Source organism: Lysinibacillus sp. NPDC096212 (assembly GCF_044763105.1).
In the GTDB taxonomy this organism is placed as follows: domain Bacteria; phylum Bacillota; class Bacilli; order Bacillales_A; family Planococcaceae; genus Lysinibacillus.
The window spans coordinates 1-20,258 of sequence record NZ_JBIWFQ010000037.1; the positions used below are offsets into that span (position 1 = coordinate 1).

At 39.0% G+C, this 20,258-nt stretch carries 19 protein-coding genes and 1 rRNA gene; 12 read left to right on the plus strand and 8 right to left on the minus strand.

Translation table 11 applies throughout. From position 1 onward, the window contains the following. A 5S ribosomal RNA gene (gene rrf / locus ACIQ7T_RS24885) occupies positions 1-94 on the plus strand; the annotation flags it as partial. 188 nt (positions 95-282) lie between these two features. On the opposite strand, the gene ACIQ7T_RS24890 is transcribed toward rrf, so the two are convergent. Further along, positions 283-954, minus strand: a complete 672-nt coding sequence (locus ACIQ7T_RS24890) for a LytTR family DNA-binding domain-containing protein (protein ID WP_402874472.1) — start codon at positions 952-954, stop codon at positions 283-285. Between the two features lie 214 nt (positions 955-1,168). On the opposite strand from ACIQ7T_RS24890, the gene aceA reads away from it, so the two are divergent. The 7 genes from aceA (at position 1,169) to ACIQ7T_RS24925 (ending at position 8,785) form a co-directional block, all read left to right on the plus strand. After that, positions 1,169-2,452, plus strand: coding sequence for an isocitrate lyase (gene aceA / locus ACIQ7T_RS24895; RefSeq protein ID WP_402874475.1), 1,284 nt, complete (start codon positions 1,169-1,171; stop codon positions 2,450-2,452). A 107-nt stretch (positions 2,453-2,559) separates the two neighbouring features. Further along, positions 2,560-4,158: a malate synthase A gene (gene aceB / locus ACIQ7T_RS24900; protein ID WP_402874478.1), complete on the plus strand. Its 1,599-nt coding sequence runs from the start codon at positions 2,560-2,562 to the stop codon at positions 4,156-4,158. A gap of 472 nt (positions 4,159-4,630) precedes the next feature. Beyond that, positions 4,631-5,026, plus strand: coding sequence for a GntR family transcriptional regulator (locus tag ACIQ7T_RS24905; protein WP_370079533.1), 396 nt, complete (start codon positions 4,631-4,633; stop codon positions 5,024-5,026). Between the two features lie 3 nt (positions 5,027-5,029). Then, positions 5,030-6,127, plus strand: a complete 1,098-nt coding sequence (locus tag ACIQ7T_RS24910) for a DUF1648 domain-containing protein (RefSeq protein WP_370079535.1) — start codon at positions 5,030-5,032, stop codon at positions 6,125-6,127. Positions 6,128-6,262: 135 nt separating this feature from the next. Next, positions 6,263-6,934 carry a response regulator transcription factor gene (locus ACIQ7T_RS24915; protein WP_402874481.1) on the plus strand — a complete coding sequence of 224 codons (672 nt, stop codon included), beginning with the start codon at positions 6,263-6,265 and terminating at the stop codon, positions 6,932-6,934. Then, complete coding sequence (locus ACIQ7T_RS24920; RefSeq protein ID WP_402874554.1) at positions 6,934-8,304, plus strand: sensor histidine kinase; 1,371 nt, start codon at positions 6,934-6,936, stop codon at positions 8,302-8,304. Before ACIQ7T_RS24915 ends, ACIQ7T_RS24920 begins: the two co-directional genes overlap by 1 nt. Positions 8,305-8,380: 76 nt before the next feature. Next, positions 8,381-8,785, plus strand: coding sequence for a hypothetical protein (locus ACIQ7T_RS24925; protein ID WP_370079538.1), 405 nt, complete (start codon positions 8,381-8,383; stop codon positions 8,783-8,785). A 151-nt stretch (positions 8,786-8,936) separates the two neighbouring features. Here the strand turns inward: ACIQ7T_RS24925 and ACIQ7T_RS24930 are convergent, their stop codons facing one another. From ACIQ7T_RS24930 to ACIQ7T_RS24940, 3 genes are all read right to left on the minus strand, one after another. Next, positions 8,937-9,098 (minus strand): hypothetical protein, encoded by a 162-nt coding sequence (locus tag ACIQ7T_RS24930; RefSeq protein WP_402874484.1) that lies wholly within the window; start codon positions 9,096-9,098, stop codon positions 8,937-8,939. Positions 9,099-9,176: 78 nt separating this feature from the next. Continuing rightward, a complete protein-coding gene (locus ACIQ7T_RS24935) occupies positions 9,177-11,114 on the minus strand; it encodes a tetratricopeptide repeat protein (protein WP_402874487.1) in 1,938 nt (645 codons plus the stop codon). A 245-nt stretch (positions 11,115-11,359) separates the two neighbouring features. Next, positions 11,360-11,491, minus strand: coding sequence for a hypothetical protein (locus ACIQ7T_RS24940; RefSeq protein ID WP_402874490.1), 132 nt, complete (start codon positions 11,489-11,491; stop codon positions 11,360-11,362). 283 nt (positions 11,492-11,774) lie between these two features. Here ACIQ7T_RS24940 and ACIQ7T_RS24945 point away from each other — a divergent pair, with 283 nt between their 5' ends. From ACIQ7T_RS24945 to ACIQ7T_RS24960, 4 genes are all read left to right on the plus strand, one after another. Next, the gene (locus tag ACIQ7T_RS24945; RefSeq protein ID WP_402874493.1) at positions 11,775-12,485 is read left to right on the plus strand and encodes a glycosyltransferase family 2 protein; all 711 of its coding nucleotides are present in this window, start codon (positions 11,775-11,777) and stop codon (positions 12,483-12,485) included. Between the two features lie 68 nt (positions 12,486-12,553). Next, on the plus strand, positions 12,554-12,814 hold the full coding sequence (locus ACIQ7T_RS24950; protein WP_004233098.1) for a metal-sensitive transcriptional regulator: 261 nt from the start codon (positions 12,554-12,556) through the stop codon (positions 12,812-12,814). Positions 12,815-13,068: 254 nt separating this feature from the next. Continuing rightward, on the plus strand, positions 13,069-14,226 hold the full coding sequence (locus ACIQ7T_RS24955) for a transglutaminase domain-containing protein (protein ID WP_402874496.1): 1,158 nt from the start codon (positions 13,069-13,071) through the stop codon (positions 14,224-14,226). Positions 14,227-14,329: 103 nt separating this feature from the next. Continuing rightward, complete coding sequence (locus ACIQ7T_RS24960) at positions 14,330-15,631, plus strand: transglutaminase domain-containing protein (RefSeq protein WP_402874499.1); 1,302 nt, start codon at positions 14,330-14,332, stop codon at positions 15,629-15,631. A gap of 37 nt (positions 15,632-15,668) precedes the next feature. Here ACIQ7T_RS24960 and ACIQ7T_RS24965 read toward each other — a convergent pair whose 3' ends face one another. The 4 genes from ACIQ7T_RS24965 to ACIQ7T_RS24980 all read right to left on the minus strand — a co-directional run bounded on the left by ACIQ7T_RS24965 (position 15,669) and on the right by ACIQ7T_RS24980 (position 20,256). After that, positions 15,669-15,809, minus strand: a complete 141-nt coding sequence (locus tag ACIQ7T_RS24965) for a hypothetical protein (protein WP_402874502.1) — start codon at positions 15,807-15,809, stop codon at positions 15,669-15,671. Between the two features lie 239 nt (positions 15,810-16,048). After that, on the minus strand, positions 16,049-16,996 hold the full coding sequence (locus tag ACIQ7T_RS24970; protein WP_402874505.1) for an N-acetylglucosamine kinase: 948 nt from the start codon (positions 16,994-16,996) through the stop codon (positions 16,049-16,051). Continuing rightward, positions 16,993-18,507 carry an argininosuccinate lyase gene (argH, locus tag ACIQ7T_RS24975; RefSeq protein ID WP_402874508.1) on the minus strand — a complete coding sequence of 505 codons (1,515 nt, stop codon included), beginning with the start codon at positions 18,505-18,507 and terminating at the stop codon, positions 16,993-16,995. The genes ACIQ7T_RS24970 and argH overlap by 4 nt, the downstream gene beginning before the upstream one ends. A 27-nt stretch (positions 18,508-18,534) precedes the next feature. Continuing rightward, complete coding sequence (locus ACIQ7T_RS24980) at positions 18,535-20,256, minus strand: ABC transporter permease (protein WP_370079554.1); 1,722 nt, start codon at positions 20,254-20,256, stop codon at positions 18,535-18,537. Positions 20,257-20,258 lie beyond the last annotated feature (2 nt).

The following is a 20,258-nucleotide window of genomic DNA, read 5'->3' on the forward strand; positions in this document are numbered from 1 at the left end:
TCACACCCGTTCCCATACCGAACACGGAAGTTAAGCTCTTTAGCGCCGATGGTAGTTGGGGGCTTCCCCCTGTGAGAGTAGGACGTCGCTAGGCAATCTAAAGTCTGAGAATTTATTCTCAGACTTTTTTATTTTTTAGGCTGTCTTATACAACAAATGTATAAGACAGCCTTTTATTTTCAATCAACAAATGTTTTCTGTGCGAAAGCGAAGCGACAGCAACAAATGTTTTCTGTGCGAAAGCGAAGTGACAGCCACAACAACAATTACGCAAGGCAAAATCTAAAATTCAAGGGCGATTCGAAGATTATTTAAATAAGATTGGCTAACGGGTAATTCACTGCCATCCTTTAAAGTGACAATAAAATTAGAAGTAAGATCACGAGCCATTTTTTTTATGAAATGAATATTAACAATATAAGACCTGTGAATGCGAATAAAAGATGACGGTAGACGCATTTGAAGTTCTTTAAGAGTAATACTTGTTTTAAATTGTTCCCCCTCCACATAAAACCACGTTTTTTTCTGCAGGCTTTCAATATGAGAGATTTTTTCAATTGCAACAGGATTCCATTCCTCTTCTTGCTTTCCAGTTAAAAATTGAAAGGGCTCCAATTTCTTTTCGGTAAAGGTTGAAGGTAATACTACAACAAGTGCTGCAGGCACATCTAATATGTTTATAGGATAACCTATCCCATAATACGGTGTTTCGAATAAGGAATTCTCTAAAACGGCATCTGTTCGTTTCCCCGTACGTAGTACTTGCTCGGCAATGCTACCAGACTGAACTTGTTGACCAATTTCTAAGTTAATGTTTTGATGTCCAGAATGAAAATAGATATAGGAGTTTTCAGCAGCAATTGCAATGGATGAATTGGCTGGAACCCAGTCTTTTAACATTGAAATAAACTGTTGTGAAATATCTTTTGGCAAAGAATTAAGCTCATTGTTCATTGTGAATATCCCCCTTGTTTGTAAACAGTTTACCAAATTTCGTCGCCAAAAAAAGCGGTTTCATCATTAAAATTTGGTATTTTATCTAAAAATAATGAAAATTCAGATATACTGTTATATATTAATTTATAACAAATAAACCTGTTATGGAACAGCGGATTAAAAGTTTTTTAACAGAGTATATTGTATACAAAGGGGAAGGTGGAATTTCAATATGTCAACACGTCAAGAAAAAATCCAAGCATTAGAAAAACAATGGGCAGAGAACCCTCGTTGGGCTGGTATTGAACGCGCATATTCAGCTGAAGAGGTTATTAAGCTACAGGGCTCTGTTGTACTTGAACAAACTTTAGCAACTAAAGGTGCGGCTCGACTTTGGAACTCTTTACACGAAGAACCATTCATTAATGCATTAGGTGCATTGACTGGTAATCAAGCTGTACAGCAAGTAAAAGCAGGATTAAAAGCAATCTACTTATCGGGCTGGCAAGTAGCTGCTGATGCTAACCTTTCTGGTCAAATGTACCCTGACCAATCCTTATATCCAGCAAACTCTGTTCCTGCAGTAGTTAAGCGTATTAACCAAGCTTTACAACGTGCAGACCAAATCGATCATGCTGAAGGACGTGTAGATCAATTTGATTGGTTCGCTCCAATCGTAGCAGATGCTGAGGCTGGTTTCGGGGGTCCTCTAAACGTATTTGAGCTTGTAAAAGGAATGATTGAAGCTGGAGCTGCTGGTGTTCACTTAGAAGACCAATTAGCTTCTGAGAAAAAGTGCGGTCACTTAGGTGGGAAAGTGTTACTTCCAACACAAAATGCTGTTCGTAACTTAATTGCTGCTCGTCTTGCAACAGATGTAATGGGTGTTGATACAATTTTAATCGCTCGTACAGATGCTGATGCTGCTGATATGGTAACATCTGATATCGATCCACGTGATGCTGAGTTTATTACTGGTGAACGTACTCCAGAAGGCTTCTTCCGTACAAAACCAGGCATCAAACAAGCGATTGCTCGTGGTTTAGCTTACGCGCCATATGCAGATTTGATTTGGTGTGAAACTTCTAAACCATCACTTGAGGAAGCTCGTGAATTTGCGGCAGCTATTCATGCTAAATTCCCAGGTAAATTGCTAGCATACAACTGCTCACCTTCTTTCAACTGGAAAGCAAATCTATCAGAAGAAGAAATCGCAGAATACCAACGCGAGCTAGGTAAATTAGGATATAAATTCCAATTCGTAACATTAGCTGGTTTCCACGCATTAAACCATTCTATGTTTGAGCTTGCGCATGATTATAAAGATAATGGTATGGCCGCATACTCTAAGCTACAACAAGCAGAGTTTGCATCAGAATCAAAAGGCTACACAGCTACACGTCACCAACGTGAAGTAGGTACTGGTTACTTTGATGATGTATCTCAAGCTATCTCTGGTGGTACTTCTTCTACAACAGCAATGGCTGGTTCTACAGAAACAGAACAATTCGTTTAAGTTTCATAAAGTACGCGTATTCCTAAATTCATAATCATAGATTAGTCTCCTCCGCTCCTCCTAAAGCGGGGGGACTACTTAAATTCGCAAAGATGGGGGAATAACTGATGGAACAAGCAACAACAGGTAAGCTTAAAATTGTTGGGGAACAAAACGAGCAAACAAAAGAAATTTTAACACCAGAAGCCCTTGAGTTTGTTCTTGCCCTGCACGAGAAATTTGATGCTCGTCGAAAAGAGCTGTTAGAGGCCCGTCAAGAACGCCAAAAGCTTCTTGATGCAGGTGAGAAACTCGACTTCTTACCAGACACGAAGCATATCCGTGAGGGAGATTGGACAATTGCACCACTTCCAGCAGATTTGCAAGACCGTCGTGTAGAAATTACAGGACCTGTTGACCGTAAAATGGTTATTAATGCATTAAACTCTGGTGCAAGAATGTTTATGGCTTGCTTTGAGGATGCATCTGCTCCGACATGGGAAAACATGATTGGCGGTCAAATTAATATGCGTGATGCTATTAATAAGACAATTGAATTTACACAAGCATCAAATGGTAAAACGTATAAATTAAACGAAAACACAGCTGTGTTATTAGTTCGTCCACGTGGTCTTCATTTACTTGAAAAGCATGTACTAGTGGATGGCGAACCGATCTCTGGTAGTTTCTTTGATTTCGGTCTGTATTTATTCCACAATGCTAAAAATGCTTTGGCACAAGGTACAGGACCTTATTTCTACTTACCGAAGCTTGAAAGCCATTTGGAGGCACGCTTATGGAATGATGTCTTTGTGTTTGCACAAGATTATATCGGAATTCCACAAGGGACAATTAAGGCTACTGTATTAATCGAAACAATTTTAGCAGCATTTGAAATGGATGAAATTTTATATGAATTACGTGAACATTCAGCTGGTCTGAATTGTGGACGCTGGGATTACATTTTCAGCTATATCAAACGTCTGCGCAATCAACCTGATGTAATTTTACCGGACCGTGGGCAAGTGACAATGACTGTACCATTCATGAAGGCATATACGTCTTTATGTATTCAAACATGTCATAAACGAAATGCTCCTGCGATGGGCGGTATGGCGGCACAAATCCCTGTTAAAGGGGATGACGACGCGAATGCTGTAGCTTTTGCAAAGGTTGCAGAAGATAAACGTCGCGAGGCAACAGATGGCCACGATGGTACTTGGGTAGCGCACCCGGGTATGGTTGCAACGGCTATGGAACAGTTTGATGCGATTATGACGACACCAAACCAAATCCATAAAAAGCGTGAGGATGTAAATGTTACAGCAGAAGATCTAGTAGCTGTTCCAAAAGGTACAATTACACTTGAAGGTCTTCGTATTAACTGTAGTGTAGGCGTTCAGTACATTGCTTCTTGGCTACGAGGCAACGGAGCTGCACCTATTAACAACTTAATGGAGGATGCTGCAACTGCAGAAATCTCTCGTACACAAGTATGGCAATGGATTCGCCATCCAAAAGGTGTCTTGGATGATGGCCGTGGTATTACATTGGCATTTGTACTAGTAACCTTGGAGGAAGAGCTTGTGAAAATTAAAGAGGCTGTTGGGGAACAAGCCTATAACAGTGGCCGCTATGAAGAAGCTGCTGAGCTGTTTAAATCTTTAATTGAACAAGACGAATTTGCGGAATTCTTGACGCTTCCAGGTTACGAGAAATTAGCTTAATCACGTAATTACGCCTCGGCATAATTAATTTGAGATACGAGTCTACTAAACGAACATATCCAAACTTTCCTAAATTGTTGTGGACTGAACTCGAATGGAGTCCACCTTATTCCACTAATGTAACGGGCGGGGTCTGTTCCCCCGTTCCTTACTGAAAAATGAACACGGTTACAAAAAGGGGTCTATTAATAAAAAGAGATTTAAATGGGGTGAAGGATGTCTTACGAGCTTAGATGGGGAGCTTGTAAGGCATTTTTTTATCTTCTAAAAAATGTTCCTGGGCCGACACCGGTAGTTGATGAAATTTATATTGCATAAGCAATAGTTACAAAATAGCTATAGTTGAAAGGGGATGTCTCAAATTAATGATGAGACATCTCCTTTTTTCGATTGTTCAATTGGTCTCCTTCATTATGCATAAAGAATGATTATTTGTTATATTAGCTATATAACAATTATGGAGATGATAGTAATGTTTATTCAAATAGAGCCACAATCTGATGTACCAATCTATGAACAGGTAACACGGCAAATTATTGAAGGTATTGCAAGAGGAGAAATGAAGCCAGGAGATACTCTACCATCTGTACGTAGTTTAGCGGCTGATTTGGGCGTAAATATGCATACGGTTAATAAAAGCTATCATGAGCTAGAGGAAAAGGGGATCATTACTATTAGAGCTAAATCAGGTGCTATTATTCGTTCAACAGAAGAACGAGCGTTAACTCCTGAACAATTACAACAAATTGAAAAAAACTTAAAGCCTGTTGTGGTAGAAGGAATGGTGCTCGGGGCAACAGCTGAACAAATCGAGCACATGATGAAAAAGGTATTTTCTGATTTGCAAATACCTGCAGAAGGGGTGTAGTACATGCTACTTAGCGTTTTTTCAACCGTCTACATCATAACATTAGTTCTACAAGTATTTGTTCCATATATAGTACGTGAGACAATCATTTTTGGCGTTACTGTACCTGAACAAAATGTAAAACATCCCGCATTACGTAATATGAAAAAGCATTATGCTCAATTCGTTGGAATATCTGGTGTCATGTTATTAATGATGATGATTGTTAGCTATTATTACTTTGCTCAATCTGAGTTCATGCAAAGTATTTTACTGCTAGGGTGCTTATTTGCAATGCTTGCAATCAGTATGACATTTTATTGGATAAACCATCAAAAAGTTTTAAAGCTTAAAAAGGAAGAGCAATGGGGCTTAAATATAAAACAAGTTCGTGCAGTTGACTTAACGGCACGTAGTCGTGATGAAATGCTTCCGTGGCCATTTTATGTAATCCCTTTTGGTGTTACGGTGTTTCTAATTATCTTTACATTCCGCCATTATGACCAAATACCAGATCACATTGCTGTACATTGGGGACCTAGCGGTGAAGCGGATTCTTGGAGAAGCAAAACATATTTTACTGCGGTTTCACTACCGCTTGTTATGCTGATGATACAATGTATGATGTGGGGAACTGTAGATTCTATAAAGCGTTCAGCAATCAAGTTAGCTGTTAATCGTAAGGAAGAATCATTGGAAGATCAGTTAAAAAGCCGAAAGTTTATGAGTTGGAGCATTATGTTATTAAGCTATGCCTTTACAGTATTATTTACAGTATTACAGCTAAGCAACATCTATCCTTCAGTGACTACAGGAAGAAGTCTACTACCGGTATTTATTTTGTTCTTATTGCTTGTTCTTGGCTCAGCCCTTGTTTACGCATGGAAAAAACGCCGGCTGAGGGTGAACTATGGAGACAATGTCGTTTCGGAAGTAATGGATGTTGATGAGGATCGCTATTGGAAGGGCGGATTAATTTATGTGAATCGTCAAGATCCTTCCGTTTTTGTAGAGAAACGCTTTGGGGTCGGTTGGACGATGAATTTTGCAAATCCACGTGGTTATATCGTAATTGGTTTGCCGTTACTTATACTGCTGTTGATTTCTTTCTTTTCGTTATAATATAAATGAAAGTTGTTATAGAAAAAATTCGCTACACTTCGGCATGGACAGCAAGGAACCCAAAGCTTGCAGATCGTCCGCGGAATGGAGCGGATTTTTTGCTACAGGAAACAAGTTGGATGGAGGTTGACCTGAATGAAAATTCTCGTTGTAGATGATGATGTACATATTTTACGTCTAGTGAATATTTATCTGACAAGAGAGGGCTATCAGGTGATACAGGCGGAAAACGGACAACAGGCTCTTAAACTACTTGAAGGAAGCTTGCCTGATTTGGCTGTTGTAGATGTTATGATGCCGGGAATGGATGGTTTTACATTAACCGAGACATTGAGCCAGGAGTACGATATCCCCGTATTGTTATTAACAGCAAAAGACGAGCTAGAGGACAAGGAACGAGGGTTTTTGGCAGGCTCAGACGACTATGTTGTAAAGCCTTTTGAACCTAAAGAATTGCTGTTTCGCATAGCCGCGATATTGCGTAGACTCGATAAGAAAAATCAGGTAACCATCCAGGTGGGTAGACTCGTTATTGATCGTCGAAGTTTTGAGGTTGTCATCGGGGAAGATACACTTGTTCTACCTTTAAAGGAATTTGAACTTTTAGCATTACTAGCATCTCGTCCGAATCAGGTATTTACACGTAGCTTTATTATGGAGCAGGTGTGGGGCTATGATTACGATGGAGATGAGCAGACTTTAAATACGCATGTGAAGCGGATTCGTGAGCGTCTTTATCGTTATAAATCAGGTGTTGAGATTACAACAGTGCGTGGTGTTGGATATAAGGTTGAGGTTATTGCATGATAAAAACGTTATATAGTAGATTTGTTGTCACGACGATGCTCGTTATGATCGGCAGCTTATGTATCGGCTTTTTAGCGACAAATACGTATTATCATCAAGTTGTGAAGGAAAAAAACGATGCTAAAAATGTGAAAATTGCGCAGGATATTGCGAAATATATTGAGTCTTCAAAGCCTAACGATTTAGATAATTATTTAACGACTCTTGGTAAAATAGGTTATCAAATTTATGTAACAACTGATGGCGAAGGGCATTTCTTCGGCGGTGAGTATCGTGATAAAACATTACCATCTAATACAGTCAAGCGTGTTTTAAACGGGGAAATTTATCATGGTATGCGTGACTTTCCAAAAGAGACTTTTGTGACAGGCTTTTTTGCGAATGAGTTAATTAATACGATAGGTGTGCCATTTACTTATGAAAATAAGCAGTATGCACTGTTCATTAGACCTGACATACGCTTGTTGTTCTCTGAAGTGCATACGATACTTGGTGGACTTATGCTTACGATGACAGTACTTAGTCTATTGGCAATGCTACTTTTTGCTAAGGCTCTAATCCGCCCAATTACACAACTAACAGAGGCAACACATCAGCTTGCACATGAAAAATTCGATACGCTACTGGAGATAGATCGAGCAGATGAGATTGGACAATTAGCAGTTAGCTTTAATGTTATGACCGAAAAATTACAGGAAAATGATCGAATACGTAAAGAGTTTATAAGTAATGTATCCCATGATTTTCAGTCGCCATTGTTGAATATTCAAGGCTATGTAGATTTATTAAAGAATCCTTTGCTGACCGACAAGGAAAGGCAAGAATATACAACGATTATTGAGTTAGAAACGAAGCGTATGTCGACATTAACGAAGCAATTACTTTTACTAACATCACTCGATCAATCTACAAGGTTGTTAAAGCGTGAACCTTATCGTTTAGATGAGCAATTAAAGGAAACCGTAAGAAAATATCGCTGGCAGCTTGAAGACGCTAATGTACAATTATCGTATCAGCTTGAACCAGTAACATATGATGGCGATGCAGGGCTATTACAAAATGTGTGGGATAATTTATTGACGAATGCCATTAAATACAATGTCGAAGGTGGAGAAATTCATATTCACTTACAAGAATCCTCAACCTCAGTTGAAGTGCTTATTGAGGATAGCGGCATAGGAATGACTGCCGAGCAACTACAAAAGGTATTTGATCGCTTTTATCGAGTAGATGCGTCCAGAACAAAGCAAGGTACTGGTCTTGGACTAGCCATCGTGAAGCAAATTGCAGAGCTACATGGAGGAACGGTTCATATAGACAGTGTTATAAATTCCGGCACAAAGGTACGTGTTCACTTACCAAAATTGTAATGAGGAGTTCATGTAAAGTTCATGTTCACGAGATAAACTGCTGACTAAGTTGAAAAAGCTTAGGAGGGGTTATCGTATGGAACAAAAATGGAGTATGCGCCTTATTCGTCTTGCTGCGATTTTTGCCTTATTGGGAACGTATCTAGGCTCACATATGTCTGGTTCAGGTAGTTATGAATATAGACCGATACATGCACATATTTTGCTCGTAGGTTGGTTAAGTATGTTTGCATGGGGGATTTTCTATCGTGCCTTTAAAGTGAAATCAAAAAAATTAGTAACAGCTCATGGTTGGACTGCAATTCTCGGTGTTTTTGGCTTAACACTAGGAATGTGGTTCTACAATTTGAATCCATTTAATTTTAGCAGAACGTTTACAATGATTTTCTTTATAGTAGGTGGAACAACACTATTAATTAGCTTTGCTTTATTCATCGTTGTAACATTTATGGTAAATCAAAAAGAAGAAATGAAAATCTAAAAAACATACCGTGTCACTGTCTTTAATGAGGTGACACGGTATTTTTTATGAAGAACAGTTTTGTGTGTGAATCTTTTTTTTACTCTTTGAAAGGTGAATTTCGATAAAATTCAGAAGTTGGTTGATAAAACATGAAAGTTTATCGATAAAACTAAAAGTTGGATGACATTCTGTTAAAACGTATGTCATGTGGATAGGTTGATTGGAGCGAGCCCATAGGGGAACGAAGGCTAAAACCATCACGTCCTGTGATAACGCCTTCGTGACCAACCTCGTGCTGCTGACGCTTCGTTAGCACTACGCTTTCGCGCAAAAAACACCCTGTTGCCCTACGCGGCTCATCTGACGCCTCGAAGAAAGCGCCTAACCCCACGTTATGCTTATAATCCCTTTATTTTAAATTTTCAAGAGACTTCTTAAGCCATTTTGTTGCCTCGGTATAATCCTGTGCAACACCATGCCCTTTTTTATAAAGCATACCGAGCTGGAATTGTGCCTTTTGATGCCCTTGATTGGCAGCCAGTCGATACAGTTGGGCTGCTTTCGCAAAATCCTTCGGTACCCCTTGTCCATGACTGTGCATTTGAGCTAATTGATACTGTGCTTTGGCGTGACCCTTAGTGGCAGCTTGTTCAATCCATTTTGCAGCCTCAGTATAATCCTGTTCGACACCTTTGCCCTTATCAAATAAATTACCAAGTTGATATTGAGCACCTGAATGTCCTTGGATGGCTGCTAGTCGATAGCAGCGTCGTGCCTCTTCTAAGTCCTGTTCGATCCCCAATCCATGCTCATATAATAACCCCAATTGATATTCAGACTGAATATGGGACTGATCAGTAGCGGCCCTCCACCATTTTACTGCTTCATCATAATTCAATTCAGCTTCATATAATAATCCGAGCTCGTACTGAGCATCAGCATAACCCTTTTCAGCAGCCACTTTGAAGTAAGAGAGAGCCTTCTCTGGTTGCTGGAGGTGGTATACATAAATACGTCCAAGCTCAAAGCCAGCACTTATATGTCCGTTGTTAGCGGCTAACTGCAACCATTTTTCAGCTAAAGTTATATCGTTTTCTTTAACATAGAGCACACCGAGACAGTATTGGGCATTCAAGTGTCCTTTATGTGCTGCGAGCTTAAACCATTTTATAGCCTCTAGATGATCTTGAGGAATACCTTGTCCAGTGTTATATAGCATAGCCAATTGAAATTCTGCATTTGTATGGTCTTGAAGTGCAGCTAAATGGAACCATTGCGCAGCTTCTTCAAAATTTTGCGAGATGCCTCGACCTTTAAGGTACATATAACCAAGATTATACTGAGCACTTGCATCACCAGCCAATGCAGCCATTTCAAAATAGGTTATAGCTTCCTCATAGCTTTGCTCGACACCAGTTCCATTGTGATAAAGGAACCCAAGATTATTTTGAGCGCTTGTATTCCCTTGATTGGCTGCTAGCATGTACCATTTTGCTGCCTCGGCAAAGTTTAGTGGCATACCGAGTCCTTGATTGTATAGGACCCCTAGATTGTACTGTGCATCTGCGTTTTCTAAATCTGCAGCAGCTTTATAATAATGAGCGGCTTCCTCATAATTTTGTACAACACCGTGACCTAAATGATAGAGCACGCCTAAGCTATAAAGCGCGTTTGCATCCTTTTGCGCAGCAGCGCGTTCATACCACATTTTTGCAACTGCATAATCCTTCTTAACGCCACGCCCTTGATTATAAAGAGCGCCTAAATTATATTGAGCACTTGCATTCCCTTGTTTTGCGGCAAGCTCAAACCAGTCTGCGGCGGTTTTATAGGCCTCGGATGATTGGTCATCTTGAAGTAGCGTATTAATATCAAAAGCTGAAGTTATATCTTCAAAGCTGGAGCCTTGGCGCATTAACTTTGCCTTTAAGGTACGGTCATAGCGATCGATAAACCATTCTACAATATCACTTATATAATCAAGAACAATTTTTGCTGCCTTAGCCTCCACAACTTCACTTCTATTACTAGAAGTCATTTTGCTTACAAGATTCATTAATAAATAAATGCGACGTGGATGGATTTTTGCAACAAAGCTACGATTATTGAGTAATGATCGAATATTTTTTAGCTTCGGTTCGGTATGCATTTCCAGCTTATAAAGTTCATATAGAATTTCCTCTAGTACAAGGAGTGATTTTTGAAGAGATATAGCTGGCTTTGCAATGGCGAGCGAGCTAGCATCCTGTAAATTATTAGCCAATTTAACCAAGTATAAAGCTTTTAATTTTGTACATTGATCTTGGAGAATTTCATATTGTATGACGATAGAACTCACCACTTTCATAACATTATTCTTTTTCTGCTCATCACGAAATCTGGATGTTTAATTTGTTAAAACGTATACCGTGTATATTAGTTGATTGAAGTGGAGACTGGGCGACTCCTTTGGGATTAGTGATAGGGGAACGAAGGCTAAAACCATCACATCCTGTGATAACGCCTTCGTGAGCAACATCGGTGCTGTTGCTGTCACTACGTTGCACTACGCTTTCGCACAGACAAAAACACTTTGCTGACGCTACGTTAGCACTACGCTTTCGCGCAAAAAACATCTGTTGGCCCGAGACCATGGAGCGAGCAAATAGAGGAACGAAGGCTAAGAACATCACATCCTGTGATAACGCCTTCGTGACCAACATCGTGTTGGCCTAAGCGGCTCATCGGACGCCCCCAGGAAGCTTTGCTCTGTGCGAAAGCAAAGCGACAGCAACAACAAATGTTTTCTGTAGCGAAAGCAACGCGTCAGCTACAAAGCGCCCAGTCGGAACGGAAATCAACCATACGCTACGAAGATATCCTCTTTTTTCATATATCGGGAAAATACCGTTATTGTTGAATTGTCCTCGATACATGATACTATTTGTTATAAGGAGATTCGTTGAAATTCAGTAACGATTACTAGCGAGTGCATATGTCAAAGTTTCATGTTATCCGGGGGATAGAAATGATGAAAAATATTGCAGTAATTATACCAGCCTATAATCCACAACAGTCACTTATAACCTATGTCCATCAATTATTAGCCACCACCATTAGCCAAGTTATTATTGTCAATGATGGCAGCGATCAAAAATATGCAGATGTATTTGAAGCGTTACAAAAGATTGACTGCTGTCGAGTACTAGAACATGGCAATAATATTGGTAAGGGAGGCGCACTGAAAACAGCCTTTATCTATGTAATGGAGCAAAGGGGGATGTTTCAAGGTGTTATTACAGTAGGTGCTCATGGCCAACATACGTTACAAGATGTAAAGCTAGTTTTAACAATGACAAAGGTATTTTCTGAAGGAATTGTGTTAGGAGTACGTAACTTCCATTCTTCGGACAGCACGTTTTTATCATATTGGGGTAATCGAACAACAAGTTTGTTTTTTGAAATCCTTTATCATAGAAAATTAATGGATACACAAACAGGTTTACGGTTTATTTCTATAAAGGAGCTACCATGGCTAATAAAAGTAAAAGGTGAACGATATGACTACGACACAAATATGTTAGTTGCTGCACTTAAAAGAAAATGTCCAATTTTTGAAGTAGAGATAGGTCAGCTACGAATAAAGAAAAATACAGTTATACAGTATGATGAAATAACAAATGCAGGATCAATTATTTCTAAAATGCTTATGAATTATTTAAAACCAAGGAAAAAATAGTTACAGCTAGGATAAAGAATAATAATTACTCAAGAACGTAGCGAGTATAGAAAGAAGGAGCTATGATGATGGAATATTCAGATCAAGTGAAAAATCGTGTGAAACGGATGGAAGGTCAGCTACGTGGAATTTTAAAAATGATGGAAGAAGAAAAGGACTGTAAGGCAGTCATTACTCAATTATCGGCAGTACGCTCAGCAGTAGATCGTACAGTTGGTGTTATTGTTAGTACGAATCTTTTAGAATGTGTACAAAATGCTGAAGGTGATGGCGAGAAAATGAATGAAGCTATTCAAGAAGCAGTCAATTTAGTAGTGAAAAGTCGTTAAATAAAGAGAAGCCTACCCTATAAAAAAGATCATTAATATATAGAAAACTCACTTAAAAACAAGTGAGTTTTTATTTTTTTACAAAAATATAGTTTAATTCGATACTTATATTTTATTTTAGGGAATTTATACCTATGATTCGTGTGTTATGTATACAGTTGAAAGTCACGGATAGTGAACTTGTCCGATAGATTTATAGTTCCTTTATCTGTTATTCTGATTACAAGAATATAACAAATGGAAGGTGATTTATTGTGAAGAAATGGTTGATAAGCGGAGCAGCATTACTGATGTTAAGTCCAACAGCTGCCTATGCTCAAAATGCAGACGCTCGCTCAGTAAATACTTCCTCTGTGTTTGCTTATAATGTAGTAGCTGATACAAAAGTAACAACTTGGGATCAATTCACAACAGAAATCGTAAAGCAATTAAATAATTTCGCTCCCGAAATTAAAATTACATATAGTGGATCAATGACTGATTTCAAAAAGAATTTTATGGAGTCCTTTGAAAAAGCACAGGAGCAAGCAGTCTATGCGAGTGGTCATATGGAAAGTACTGCTATTTCTGCAGACTCAACGGGCAATGTGACATTTAAAGTGAAGTATTTGACTAACCAAACACAAGAAGCGGCCGTACAAAAAAAGGTAGATCAAATATTAAAAACGATTATTAAGCCTTCAATGAAAACAGAATTCGAAAAAGTAAAAGCGATTAATGATTATATTGTGTCAAATACAGCATATGGTACTAAAACAAAGGCTAGTCCCCATAGTGCTTATGCATTGTTAATGGAAGGACAAGCTGTATGTCAGGGCTACGCGTTAACAACTTATAAAATGTTAGAACAAGCTGGGTTCGATGTAAAATATGTTGTGGGTACTGTTAATGGTAACGAGGCACATGCATGGAATTTAGTGAAGGTTGATGGTAAATGGTATCATTTAGATACAACATGGAATGATCCATTACCAAATCGTTTCGGTGCTTCTTCGTACGATTATTTTTTAGTAACGGATGCACAGCTTAAGAAAGATCATAAATGGATAGCATCAAATTATCCTGCTGCAACAAGTACAAATTATAGCTATATGCAAAATGTTCATTTTGCATATCAGGTTAATAATACACTGTACTTTAGCAATACGGCAGACAAAGATAAATTGTATACGCTTGATTTAGCAAGCGGTAAGAAAACAAAGGTCATTGATAGACGTGCCTTGTATATTACAGGAGCAGATAACTTTTTATATTTCAGTGATTACAGTAACAGTGGCTACTTAACAAAATTAAATCTTAAAACATTAAAAACTGAGGTGCTCGTGAAGCAAGCAGTTTCTGATTTAAGAATTAATGATAATTATTTAGTTTATAATGTTAATGGCAAAGAACAGAAGTTTAAAATAAAATAAACTTCAAATACTTATCTATTAATAAAATGAAAGCACAAAAGGACTTCCAAGTGAGTCCTTTGTGCTTTTTTTGTATATAATGAAAACAGGATAACGTTTGGAGGTGAGGATTTTGTGGAAAAAATTAGCCATTATCGTAATTTTAATTATTTTTATTGACCCTATTTATACGGCTGGTAAAGCAGTTGTGCAACAAGTAATAACTTGGTCAAATAATGATGAAATAGAAACGATGCTTCTTTCAACAAAGGACAAAATCATAGATGTTACTGCTAAACTTTCAGAGAATGCCTCCATTGAAACGGCCACACCTATAGAAGAAAAGCCAGAAGAAGGAGCCGTTACAGCGCCTGTAGCCAAAAAACCTGAAGCAAAGTTAGTTGTAACAAATGCAAAGGAAATGGCTGATGCGATGTATGCGTACTATAGTAGTTTTTCACCTACGTTTGAGATTCAATATAAAGGCGATACACAAAGAATTGAACAGCTAGTGGAAGAAGCCTATGAAAATGCTATAAAACGAGATGATTATGTATATGGACATATTAGTAAACATTCAATTCGTTTTGAATATGGAAGAAAAACAGCCAAAATCTTTGGAGAGCAAAGCTATTTAATGACACCAGAACAGGCAGCATTCGTTGAAATGAATGTGCAAGAGATTGTAGCCTCTATCAATGAGAAATCGTTAAGTGAAGTAGAGAAGGTTAGGGCGGTCAATGATTATATCGTCGCCAGTACCGCCTATACGGATCAAACGAATTCAAGTCCACACAGCGCTTATACAGTGCTTGCAGAACATGGCGGCGTTTGTCAGGGCTATGCATTGCTCGCTCATTCGATGTTACAAAAGCTAGGTATAGAAACAAAATATATCGTAGGCTATGTCGGACAGGAGGGACATGCTTGGAATTTAGTAAAGCTGGATGGTCAATGGTATCACCTCGATACAACATGGAATGACCCGGTGCCTGATCGTAAAGGGGCGGTTCGCTATCAATACTTTTTAGTGGATGATCGAACGATGGCAAAGGATCATACGTGGATTGCTAACGACTACCCGAAAGCAACGAGTACGACGTATAACTACTTTCACAATGTAGATTTCGCTGCACAAGTAGGGCAACAAATATTTTATAGTAATGTTGCTGATGATAATAAATTGTATGTCCTTGATTTAAAAACAGGTAAATCGAAACGCGTCTCTAATTCGCGTGCACAGTACCTCGTTTATGCAGATGGCTGGCTATATTTTAGTAATTATTCACACGGAGCGTATTTAACGAAGATTCGTCCAGATGGAAGCGGAGAACAAATGTTAAATAGGGAAGAAACGAAAGATTTATTTGTGAAGGACAGCTATTTATATTTCACGACAAATGAACTGAAAAAAATGGCACTTTAATGTTAGAACGAAAAAGATGTGAATGACATGCCAGAAGTTACATTTTATGTGGAGTGGTTGATTGGAGTGGAGGCTGGGCGACTCCTTGGGGATCAGCAATAGAGGAACGAAGGCTAAAACCATCACGTCCTGTGATAACGCCTTCGTGACCAACATCGTGTTGGCCCAAGCGGCTCATCGGACGCCCCTAGGAAGCTTTGCTCTGTGCGAAAGCGAAGCGTCAGCAACAAATGTTTTAACTGTGCGAAAGCGAAGCGTCAGCAACAAATGTATTAACTGTGCGAAAGCGAAGCGTCAGCAACAAAGCGCCCAGTCGGAACGGAAATCAACCCCTCGTTTTGCAGAAGAATAGTACTTTGTTTAAATAGACACCTTAATTGAATAATAGTTTTTCAACAACATGAAGAGCCTATGACATTACAAACTGTCATAGGCCATTTTTGTTCGCTCTATAAGATAAAGGATAGGCTGATGCTGACATAGAGAAATCTCAATTTGTGGATACATCGATTTCATTTCATATGAAAAAGTTTTGAAAATTAATGGATTATGCTTAATGGCACCACCATTACAATAAAGGTTGAATGTATCGCCCTTATAGTCAATTTTTTTCAACACAGCGCGTGCAAGGAGTACTAATTCTTGAGCACCACGCTTTGATATTTGAATGGCACATGAATCCTTTTTAGTCACGGCATCTGCCAAAAATGCACCCATTTTTGCAAGCTGCGCGTTCGTGTAGGATGGTCGGAATAGCCATGAAGCTAGCTCTGTAACATCTTGGATTCGTAAGTAATCATAGACAGGACTTTTTAATAGGGTCGGCTCACCACGCCCGTCTTCCATGCGGAAAATGGCGCGTATAACCTCTTGTCCTAACCAATAGCCACTGCCTTCATCTCCTGCACGATGCCCCCAACCACCTGCACGTACTATTTGTGTACCATCAAATGCGTACGCAATGGCTCCTGTTCCAGCAATGAGTAATGCGGCTGCCTGTCCAGCAGTAACACCAAGTAAAGTGGCTTGTGCATCATTTTCTATAATAAGCGTATCTATCTTTAACTGTAATGTAGATAGTGCACTATGAACGATTGCTGATACGGTTTCATGATCTTTGGGAGAATCAATCCCAGCCATTGCAAAGGTAGCAACAGCAATATTTGAATCATCATGCTGTTGTAAAAAGTCCTGCACATTTGCTAATAATGCTTGCAATATTTCTGTAGTAGATGCAGCACCGATTGCTTGATAATTCGAGCCACTTGTTGATGTTGTATATTTTATTTCACCAGACTCGGCATGTACGAGCGCACATGCCGTTTTTGTAGCACCACCGTCAATTATAAGTAGCCATTCCATCATTGATTCCATTCCTCGATTATTACTGTTAATTGTTTTTCTGCCTCAATAATCATAGACTCTTTCAAACTAACCCACTCTTTAAGGTTATGAGAATTTGCCTTGGAGCGTTCAAGAGATTCTTTCATCGTTACGGGCGCTGGACCACCAAATAATGTACGTACACCGACGAAAGTTTCTGGTTTTAATGTTCTATAAAAATCTTCCTCGGAAATTTTTAATGGTTTACCAGTAATTAATTTAGATTGTGTATTGGCAAGACCCCATGTAAGGCTTGCTAGAGATTCCTCCCCATGAGAGAGCAATACTTTAATACATTTACTAACAATACTATGTGCTTGGCGGAAGGAAATCCCTTCAGTGCGCACAAACGTATCGGCGAGCTCTGTCACATTGGCAAAGCTGTTTTCTGCTCGATTTCTTAGTTTTTTCTTGTTTACATCCATCGTGACAACAAGTGAACCAAATAGTTTGTAAATACCTATTAAACGGTCGATGGCGCGCCATAAATAAGGTTGCATATCATCCTCTGTGTCTACGATATCTCCAAAAGGTGTATTATGTACCATTTGTAATACTGTACTAGCATCACCAACAACTGCTGATAGCAATGAACGTGTATGCTCGATCGAAACAGGATTGCGCTTTTGTGGCATGATAGAGCTAACTTGCACGTACGGGCTTGCTAGCGTAAATGCATTGAATTCCTGTGTAGCCCATAGTAAGAAATCTTGGGATGTGCGGCCAAGATTAAGTGCCGCAAGTTGCACGATACTCGCTGCCTCTGCAATATAATCGGCACCAGCAACAGCATCCCACGCATTTTCGATAATATCATCGAATGCCAATAACTCACGCATGCGCTCTCGATTAATATTGAAGCCTGTTGTCGTTAATGCCGCAGCCCCCATGCTACTGCGGTTCACCGTTTTATAGACATGTTGTAAACGTTCAAAGTCTCGTTCAAGTTGATCGATGACAGCTTTCAAATAATGCGCAAAGGTTGTTGGCTGTGCCTGCTGCGTATGTGTATAGCCAATCATAATCGTATCAACGTGCTCCTCAGCAGCTGCGATTAAATCATCCCGTAATGTCAGTAATTCTTGCATAAGCAACAACAATTTTTTTCTTAAAGTCATGCGATAGATGGCAATGCCCATATCATTACGACTTCTACCAATGTGAAGATTCCCTGCAACATCACCAGCAAGCTCTATTAATTTATTTTCGATGCGGAAAAACAAGTCCTCATATCGCGGGCTATAATCCTCTATACGATAATAGTTCAAGTCTAGTTTTTTTAAAGCAGTACCAATTTCTTTAGCTTCTTCTTTTTTGACCAGACCCTGTTCTTCTAACATTTTTAAGTGTGCAATATTGATTTGCAACATAATTGTTAAAAAATTTTTCTTAGCTTCATCGTAAGCTGGTTGCAAGACAATTTTACGATAAATATTAGAAGGGAAGATCATCCCATCTTCTCGCTGGGTCTTGTTGCGGAAATCTTCAAACATAGTTATTGCCTCCTAGTAGATTGGCAGTTATATGGCCGAACCAGCACTGCCTTTAGATAACTTCTCGGAAATAATAAGTACAATTAAAATTAAACAAATTTGTAAGACACCATATGCACAAGCAGTACCAAATTTAAAAGAATACAATTTTTGGAATATCGCCACTGATAATGGGATCGTTGATGTACTGTAAAGAAGAATAGACGCTACGAATTCGCCAAAGCTTTGAACAAGTGCTAGTAATGTACCTGCCAAAATGCCCGTAAATGTAAGCGGTAATACAATACGTCTAAATGAATACCACCATGTTGCACCTAAACTTCGGGATGCTTCTTCGATAGATTGATCTAATTGCACAAGTGATGCCGATGTTGATCGGAAAACAAGAGGTAAATGTCTAATAAAATAAGCTAACGGCAAAATCCAGAACGTCCCGATAAGAACTTGATTAAAGGAAAAGATATTTTCCGTACTAAAGGCTGCAATCAAATTGACAGCTACAACCGTACCTGGTAATGCCCAAGGAACCATGATTAAAATATCGAGTAATGTTTTACCTTTAAAATTTAACCGTACCATAGCATAGGCTGCCGCAACACCGAAAATGATATTGCCGATTGTGGCAACAATCCCCATTCGAACAGAATTCCAAATCGGTCGCCACGTCCGTTCATCTGTAAAAAGAGCGTGATAATGATCCAATGTATAGTCTGTTGGGAGAATTTGCGTTTTCCATGCACCATCAACGGAAAATGAAATTAATATAAGCACTAAAATCGGCAAAATTAAAATTAATGTACCTATGAAAGACGCAATAGTCGCCATAACTTTCATACGTCTTGAAGACACTTCAGATCGATGAACACTAATACCCTTGCTGAGATTTTGGTAATTTCGGCGGTTTTGATACCAGCGCATAATAATTAAAAAGGTAATGGACACAAAGGATAAAATCATAGATTGTGTCGCTGCCATATCTAAATTCCCATTCGTACGTGATAAATAGATTTGCATGGTCATCGTGCGTTCAACACCGAACATTAAAGGTGCAGTGTAGGATGCCATAGAAATCATAAATACGAGTAAGGATGAGGCAACAATCGAGGGTGTTAACATGGGCAGAATAACTTTTATCCATACTCGAACACGCCCGGCACCTAAGCTTGTTGCGGCTTCTTCTAAAGCTGGATCAAGACCTTTTATAGCTGCTGAGGCGGTTAAGTAGAAGTAAGTGTACATCGTGAATGTATGTACTATGATAACCCCCCATATGCCTTTTAATGAAAATGGAACTTGCTCTAAACCGAAAAGGTGCTGAAACGCACGTGGGAATATACCACTCTCACCATACAAAAATGTAAAGGACAGCACACCTACTAACGGCGGAAGAGCCATGGGTACCAATACTAAAACAGAGAGTATCCGTCTGCCTGGGAAATCATAGCGTTCCAATAAAAATGCCATAGCTACACCGACGATTGCACAGCAAATAACACTGATAACGGATATATAAATACTAGTCCACAATGCCTCTATATTTGCTGGGCTAGCTATACTAAAGAAATTTTTATAATTAGATAGTGCATCATCACCAGAAAAGCTTTCTGTAAAAGTTTGATAGAACGGGTATACTACATAGGCAAACAACACTAAAAATAAAGGTGCAACTAAAATATAGACAAACCAATTTGACCTAGTTAGTCGTGTCCATGCATTTCCTTCAGAAGGATTGAGGTGTGTTTTTTCCATGT

Excerpts from the sequence above, each read along its gene's own strand:
- ACIQ7T_RS24890 (WP_402874472.1), bottom strand. The coding sequence starts at position 954 with ATGAACAATGAGCTTAATTCTTTGCCAAAAGATATTTCACAACAGTTT.
- aceA (WP_402874475.1), top strand. The coding sequence starts at position 1,169 with ATGTCAACACGTCAAGAAAAAATCCAAGCATTAGAAAAACAATGGGCA.
- aceB (WP_402874478.1), top strand. The coding sequence starts at position 2,560 with ATGGAACAAGCAACAACAGGTAAGCTTAAAATTGTTGGGGAACAAAAC.
- ACIQ7T_RS24905 (WP_370079533.1), top strand. The coding sequence starts at position 4,631 with ATGTTTATTCAAATAGAGCCACAATCTGATGTACCAATCTATGAACAG.
- ACIQ7T_RS24910 (WP_370079535.1), top strand. The coding sequence starts at position 5,030 with ATGCTACTTAGCGTTTTTTCAACCGTCTACATCATAACATTAGTTCTA.
- ACIQ7T_RS24915 (WP_402874481.1), top strand. The coding sequence starts at position 6,263 with ATGAAAATTCTCGTTGTAGATGATGATGTACATATTTTACGTCTAGTG.
- ACIQ7T_RS24925 (WP_370079538.1), top strand. The coding sequence starts at position 8,381 with ATGGAACAAAAATGGAGTATGCGCCTTATTCGTCTTGCTGCGATTTTT.
- ACIQ7T_RS24935 (WP_402874487.1), bottom strand. The coding sequence starts at position 11,114 with ATGAAAGTGGTGAGTTCTATCGTCATACAATATGAAATTCTCCAAGAT.
- ACIQ7T_RS24940 (WP_402874490.1), bottom strand. The coding sequence starts at position 11,491 with ATGAGCCGCTTAGGCCAACACGATGTTGGTCACGAAGGCGTTATCACA.
- ACIQ7T_RS24945 (WP_402874493.1), top strand. The coding sequence starts at position 11,775 with ATGATGAAAAATATTGCAGTAATTATACCAGCCTATAATCCACAACAG.
- ACIQ7T_RS24950 (WP_004233098.1), top strand. The coding sequence starts at position 12,554 with ATGGAATATTCAGATCAAGTGAAAAATCGTGTGAAACGGATGGAAGGT.
- ACIQ7T_RS24965 (WP_402874502.1), bottom strand. The coding sequence starts at position 15,809 with ATGAGCCGCTTGGGCCAACACGATGTTGGTCACGAAGGCGTTATCACA.
- ACIQ7T_RS24970 (WP_402874505.1), bottom strand. The coding sequence starts at position 16,996 with ATGATGGAATGGCTACTTATAATTGACGGTGGTGCTACAAAAACGGCA.
- argH (WP_402874508.1), bottom strand. The coding sequence starts at position 18,507 with ATGTTTGAAGATTTCCGCAACAAGACCCAGCGAGAAGATGGGATGATC.
- ACIQ7T_RS24980 (WP_370079554.1), bottom strand. The coding sequence starts at position 20,256 with ATGGAAAAAACACACCTCAATCCTTCTGAAGGAAATGCATGGACACGA.